Source organism: Lentzea sp. NPDC060358 (genome assembly GCF_042725365.1).
Classification (GTDB): domain Bacteria; phylum Actinomycetota; class Actinomycetes; order Mycobacteriales; family Pseudonocardiaceae; genus Lentzea.
On the sequence record NZ_JBHXCW010000365.1, the window covers coordinates 1 to 5,668 of the forward strand.

At 71.3% G+C, this 5,668-nt stretch carries 7 protein-coding genes and 1 pseudogene; 3 read left to right on the forward strand and 5 right to left on the reverse strand.

What is annotated here, in order from left to right; all coding sequences use genetic code 11:
- The 3 genes and pseudogenes from ACFWGZ_RS39060 to ACFWGZ_RS39070 form a co-directional block, all read right to left on the reverse strand.
- A pseudogene (locus ACFWGZ_RS39060) lies at positions 1-212 on the reverse strand (GGDEF domain-containing protein); the annotation flags it as partial.
- Positions 213-368: 156 nt separating this feature from the next.
- Positions 369-836, reverse strand: coding sequence for a GNAT family N-acetyltransferase (locus ACFWGZ_RS39065; protein ID WP_382456634.1), 468 nt, complete (start codon positions 834-836; stop codon positions 369-371).
- Between the two features lie 10 nt (positions 837-846).
- Positions 847-1,212 carry a VOC family protein gene (locus ACFWGZ_RS39070; RefSeq protein WP_382456635.1) on the reverse strand — a complete coding sequence of 122 codons (366 nt, stop codon included), beginning with the start codon at positions 1,210-1,212 and terminating at the stop codon, positions 847-849.
- An 82-nt stretch (positions 1,213-1,294) separates the two neighbouring features.
- On the opposite strand from ACFWGZ_RS39070, the gene ACFWGZ_RS39075 reads away from it, so the two are divergent.
- Both ACFWGZ_RS39075 and ACFWGZ_RS39080 read left to right on the forward strand, forming a co-directional pair.
- The gene (locus ACFWGZ_RS39075; RefSeq protein WP_382456636.1) at positions 1,295-2,287 is read left to right on the forward strand and encodes a helix-turn-helix transcriptional regulator; all 993 of its coding nucleotides are present in this window, start codon (positions 1,295-1,297) and stop codon (positions 2,285-2,287) included.
- Positions 2,269-2,607, forward strand: coding sequence for a hypothetical protein (locus tag ACFWGZ_RS39080; RefSeq protein WP_382456637.1), 339 nt, complete (start codon positions 2,269-2,271; stop codon positions 2,605-2,607). The genes ACFWGZ_RS39075 and ACFWGZ_RS39080 overlap by 19 nt, the downstream gene beginning before the upstream one ends.
- A gap of 1 nt (position 2,608) precedes the next feature.
- Here the strand turns inward: ACFWGZ_RS39080 and ACFWGZ_RS39085 are convergent, their stop codons facing one another.
- Complete coding sequence (locus ACFWGZ_RS39085; protein WP_382456638.1) at positions 2,609-2,971, reverse strand: substrate-binding domain-containing protein; 363 nt, start codon at positions 2,969-2,971, stop codon at positions 2,609-2,611.
- A gap of 22 nt (positions 2,972-2,993) precedes the next feature.
- Here ACFWGZ_RS39085 and ACFWGZ_RS39090 point away from each other — a divergent pair, with 22 nt between their 5' ends.
- Entirely contained in the window at positions 2,994-3,164 is a 171-nt protein-coding gene (locus tag ACFWGZ_RS39090) for a hypothetical protein (RefSeq protein ID WP_382456639.1), read from the forward strand.
- Between the two features lie 13 nt (positions 3,165-3,177).
- Here ACFWGZ_RS39090 and dnaB read toward each other — a convergent pair whose 3' ends face one another.
- Complete coding sequence (dnaB, locus tag ACFWGZ_RS39095; protein ID WP_382456640.1) at positions 3,178-5,205, reverse strand: replicative DNA helicase; 2,028 nt, start codon at positions 5,203-5,205, stop codon at positions 3,178-3,180.
- Between the last annotated feature and the right edge of the window lie 463 nt (positions 5,206-5,668).

The window sequence follows — 5,668 nt, forward strand, 5'->3', positions numbered from 1 at the left end:
GCTCGGTGCTGTTCGGCGGTGGCGATGACGTCCTCGGGTGCCGCGTCCCCGTCGCTCGTCACCCAGCGCATCCGTGCGCCGATCCCGACCAGCTGCCTGATCAGCGCCGAGACCGGCGACCCGTCCCCAAAATCGTGCTCGGCGACAACGGCGAGCACCGACTCGTGGAACCGGGCGACGGTGAAGTCGGGCAGCAGCCCCGCCCGCAGCACCCGTTGACCAGCACTGCCGCGCCGGACAACGGTCAGCCGACCGCGGCAACGCGCCGTAGCCGAGGTCCAGCACCAGCCGGTGCCCCGCCTCCTCCACCGCGAACCTGCTGCACGCCCGCCCCGGCTCCGGATAGGCGCCGCAGCTGCCGAGGACCGTCAGCCGCACGGCTTGCTCAGCAGGACGCCACGCGGGCCGAACCCCGCCCGCGAGTAGAACGCGTGGGCCTGCTCGTTCGGCGCGAAGATGTTCGCGAACACCAGCTCGACGCCGTGAGCAGCGGCGACGCGTTCGGCCTCCGCCACCAGTGCCGCCCCGACGCCCCGTCCCCGATGACCGTCCAGCACCACGGTGTGCACGTCGGCCGCGCGCCGGGGCTTGAGGATCTGGTGGTCCGGCGCGGTGCCGGGGAGCAGCACCACCTCGACCATGCCGACCACCGCGCCGTCGAGCTCGGCCACGGAGATCAGCAGGTGCCCGACGGCGTCCTCGAAGTACCGGCGCACCGCCGCCGCGTCCGGGATCCGGAAGAGGTCCGGGTCGAGCTCGACGTGCCGCGCGGCGTTGGCGAGGCGCAGCTGCACCAGAGCGGGCACGTCCCTGCGCTCGGCAGGCCTGATCAGCATGCGCCCATTCTCAGGCAGGCGGCGTGAAGAAGTTGATCAGGTTGCCGTCGGGGTCGCGGAACAGCAGCGACCGGTTGCCCCACGGCATGGTCGTCGGCTTCTGCACGACCTCCACGCCGGCGAGCCGTTCGAACTCGGCGTCGACGTCGTCCACGCGGAACTCGATGATCGCCGTCCGGTTGGACTCGGGCACCGCGGCCCCGGCGCCGAACAGCGCCATCGTGTCCGCGTGCCCGATAGCCAACGTGCACGAGGGACCGACGAGCTCGGCGAACTGCTCGGTGCGCCACCGCACCTCGATGCCGGTGGCCCGCGCGTAGAACTCGGCGAGGCGCGCGACGTCGTGGGTGATGACGCGGACGGAAACGAACTGCACAGCGTGTCCTTTCTCCGGGAACACCGGACACGCTAGGAGCAATAGTGGACAGGATCCGCCCGGTATCAGCGAGGATTCGGGTGTGACCCGCCCGATCGCCCGTGTCCTGGCCCTGCTGGAGATCCTCCAGAGCGGCGGCACGCGCACGGTCGCCGACCTGGCCGAACGCCTCGACGTCGACGAACGCACGGTCCGCCGCTACGTCGACCGCCTGCTGGAGCTCGACGTCCCGGTCCGCTCGGTCCGCGGTCGCTACGGCGGCTACCGCCTGGAGCCGGGCTACCGGATGCCCCCGCTGATGCTGACCGACGAGGAGGCCCTCGCCGTCCTGCTCGGCCTGGTGACGGGCCGGCGCTCCGGCCAGGTCACCACCTCGGTCGCGGCCGTGGAGAGCGCCGTCGCCAAGGTCCGCCGAGTCCTGCCCGCCGCCCTGGCCCCCCGACTCGACGCACTGCTGGAGGTCACCGACTTCACCGCCCTCGCCAAACCCGCCCTCACCGCGGACGCCGAGGTCCTGCTGACCGTCGCCACCGCCGCACGGGACCGCAGGCCGATCGCGATCGCCTACCTCGCAGGTCACGGCGGCGCGAGCGACCGGGTCGTGCACCCGTACGGCGTCGTGGCGCACGCCGGCCGCTGGTACCTGACCGGCGCGGACTCGGCCAGCGGCGAGGTGCGCACGTTCCGCGTGGACCGGATCACCGCGGTGTCCCCGCGCGACGGCACGGTCGAGGTCCCGGCGGACTTCGACCCCGGCCGCCAGGTGCTGACCTCGATCGCCGAGGCGCCGCACCGGCACCGCGTGTCCGTGCGCGTCCGGGCTGCACCCGACGAGGTGCGGTCCGTGTTCCCGCAGGCCGTCGCGTCGCTGGAGGAGAGCGGGGCGTGGACTCGGGTCCGCATCCGAGCGGAGCGGCTGGACTGGATCCCGCCGTTGCTGGCTCGGCTGGACCGGCCGTTCGTCGTGGAGGAGCCCGAGGAGCTGCGCGGGCTGATCCGCGCGCTGGCGGAGCGGTTGATCGCTAACACCGGCGGCGCGCACGTCGATGGGTCGGCATGGAGTTCTCCGAGCTGAGCACGGACAGGGTGCACGAGGTGGCCGTCTACCTGGCCGCCGCCGAAGTCGCGCGCCGCACCACCTACCCGATCGAGGTCGTGCCGGAGGACCGGCGGTTTCTCCTGAAGATCAACCGCAAGCCCGCGCGGGTGTTCGCTCGGCGAACCGCGCAGGAGCGTCCGATGCGCCTGGCCACCACGCAGGACACCACCGGCGCCCACGCGCTGGTGTTCGTGGACCTCTCCACGGACACACCGGCGTTCTACGTGACGCCACCGGAGGTCGCGCGCGGCGAGGTCGAGCAGCACCTCGACGGCTGGGATCGGTTCGAGTCCTGAGCTAACACGACCCCCGCGCGATGAGCGTCGGCTCGAACACGACCTCGGCCACCGACTCAGGCTCCGCCACCACGATCTCCGCCGCTCGCCGCCCCATCTCGTACGACGGCTGCGCGACCACGCTGATCCCGAGCGCCTCGGCCCACGGGAAGTCGTCCATGGTCAGGAACCCGACGTCATCGGGCATCGAGAGCCCCCGAGTCGTCAACGCCCTGTGGACAGCCACGGTCAGACGCCCGGTCGTGCACACCACGGCGTCGTTGCGCTGCAGCAGCAGGCCGACGGCGTCATCGACCTCGGACTCATCGGCCACCAGCACTTCCTCGGGCTCCCGCACACCGCGCGAGACCAGCCCCTGACGCAACCCCGCACCGCGCTTGACCTGCGTGGTCGTCGGCGAACTGGCCGGCGACCGCGTGCACGTGCTCTCCGAGCGCCGGCTCGTCCAGCCGGGCGGACAGCCGCTGCCGCCGACCGCCCACGTGGTCGGCCGGGGCGCCGACCTGCACGTCCTGCTCGAGGACAGCTGGCTGCGGCTCGACGTCGACGACCTCTGAGCCGCGCCGGCGATCAGGTCTGGGCCAGGTCCGTGAAGCGCGAGTAGTGCAGCTGGTGCGCCACCGTGATGGTGGCCGTCGGACCGGCACGGTGCTTGGCGATGATCAGGTCGGCCTCACCGGCGCGCGGGTCGTCGCGTTCCCACGCGTCCGGGCGGTTGACCAGGATGACCATGTCGGCGTCCTGCTCGAGCGACCCGGACTCGCGCAGGTCGGACAGCATCGGGCGCTTGTCGGTGCGCTGTTCCGGACCGCGGTTCAGCTGGGAGATCGCGATGACCGGGACGTGCAGCTCCTTGGCGATCAGCTTGAGGTTTCGGGAGAACTCCGAGACCTCCTGCTGGCGCGACTCGGTCTTCTTGCCCGAGCTCATCAGCTGGAGGTAGTCGACGACCACGAGCTTGAGGTCGTGGCGCTGCTTGAGGCGCCGGGCCTTCGCCCTGATCTCCATCATCGTGAGGTTGGGGCTGTCGTCGACGAAGAGCGGGGCCTCGCTGATCTCGCTCATCCGGCGGGCCAGGCGGGTCCAGTCGTCGTCGCTCATCGTGCCACCGCGCATGTCGCTGAGGCGGATGCGCGCCTCGGCGGAGAGCATGCGCATCACGATCTCGGTGCGGCTCATCTCCAGGCTGAAGATGGCGCTGGTCATGCCGTGCTTGACCGAGCACGAGCGGGCGAAGTCGAGGCCCAGCGTCGAGTTGTGGGTCGGGATCATCGTCTCGCCCGCGAGGTACAGGTGGTCGTGGTTGTCGACCTCCACGCACCGCACCGGCACGGACGCGACCGGGCGCACCGCCACCACCTCGACCCGGTCGTGCCGGCCGAGGCCCGCGACCAGCTCGTCGGCGTCGCGGCGCAGGCGGGCGAAGCGGCCGTCGATCTGCAGCGCCGCCAGCAGCTCCTCGCGCTGCCGGCGCGACGAGCGCAGGTACGCGGCGGGGATGTGCGGCTCGTCGGCCAGGCCCAGGTCCTTGGCCACGCGCAGCTCGTCGTCCGTCAGCTCCAGGTCGCCCAGGCCGGACAGGAACAGCCCGAGCGCGCGGGGCGGCAGCGGCAACGCGGAGGCGGGCAGCTCCCACGCCGCGGACATGCGCACGAACATCCGGCACAGGCCGACGCGCTCGAACAGCTGCGTCGTCGTGCGGATGGCCCAGAAACCGCCGGTCTCGCTGCACGACTCCGCGAGCCACTGGTGCTCGGCGTCGGCCACGATCACCGTGCCGTCGGAGAACTCCACCTCGAAGCACGGGCGGCCCGTCATCACCTCGGTCGCGGCGACCACGCGGGTCGGTCGGCCGTCGGCGCCGATCAGGTGCTGCCCGACCGAGACCGCGCCCATCGTGGTCCAGCCGGACGGCGTGGGCAGCGGCGTGTCGAGCGCGAGCGCCTTGCCGACACCGGGACGGGCGGCGACGATGATCATCTGGCCGCCGTGCAGGCCGTTGGTCAGCGCGTCGAGGTCGGCGAAGCCCGTGGGGATGCCCTGCGAGATGCCGCCGCGCGAGGCGATGGCGTCGATCTCGTCCATGGTCGGCTGGAGCAGGTCCTCCAGCGCCACGTAGTCCTCGGTGGTGCGGCGGTCGGTGACCTCGTAGATCGCCGCCTGCGCCCGGTCGACCACCTCGTCGACGTCCGCGCCCTCCGCGCCGTTGTACCCCAGCTGCACGATGCGGGTGCCCGCCTCGACCAGCCGGCGCAGCACGGCCTTCTCGGCCACGATCTCCGCGTAGTACCCGGCGTTGGCCGCCGTGGGCACCGTCGCGATCAACGTGTGCAGGTACGGCGCGCCGCCCACGCGCAGCAGCTCGCCGCGCCGTTCGAGCTCGGCCGAGATGGTGATCGGGTCGGCGGGCTCGCCGCGGCCGTACAGGTCGAGGATGCAGTCGTAGATCGCCTGGTGCGCGGGGCGGTAGAAGTCGTTCGGCGCGAGCGCCTCGATGACGTCCGCGATGGCGTCCTTGGACAGCAGCATGCCGCCGAGGACGGACTGCTCCGCGGCGAGGTCCTGGGGCGGCTGGCGCTCGAAAGCGGGCTCCGCCATACCCCGGTCGTCCACCAGCGCCACTGCCGAATCACCCCTGCGAAGAGTCGAGAGCCGGTGCCAAGTCCCCTAGTTGTACCGCGAGGCACCGACAATTCCGGGCGGCCACGCTGCGCGATGACCATGCCCGTGAGACGACGCTAGAGGGACCCGTCCGGAGCAAGCAAACCAGCGTGTGGATCGTCCTGTGGACAACTGGGGGACAACCTGTGGATGATTGCGCACAGGACCGGAGGTGCTGGGGACAACCTGTTGACAACCGGTGGAGTGACAGAAATAACCCCAGCTCAGAGGCTGTGTACAAGTTGTGGAAAAAGTTGTGAGCCGCACCGTCGGCGTGTCGCGGAAAACACCATCTTCGGCGTGTCGCGCTGGGTGCGGGCGGTGCGTTTATCCACAGGAGGTGGACAGTTGCGCACTGGTCCGAACGAGCGAAAGCGCCACCCTCCCGGAGCATTCCGGG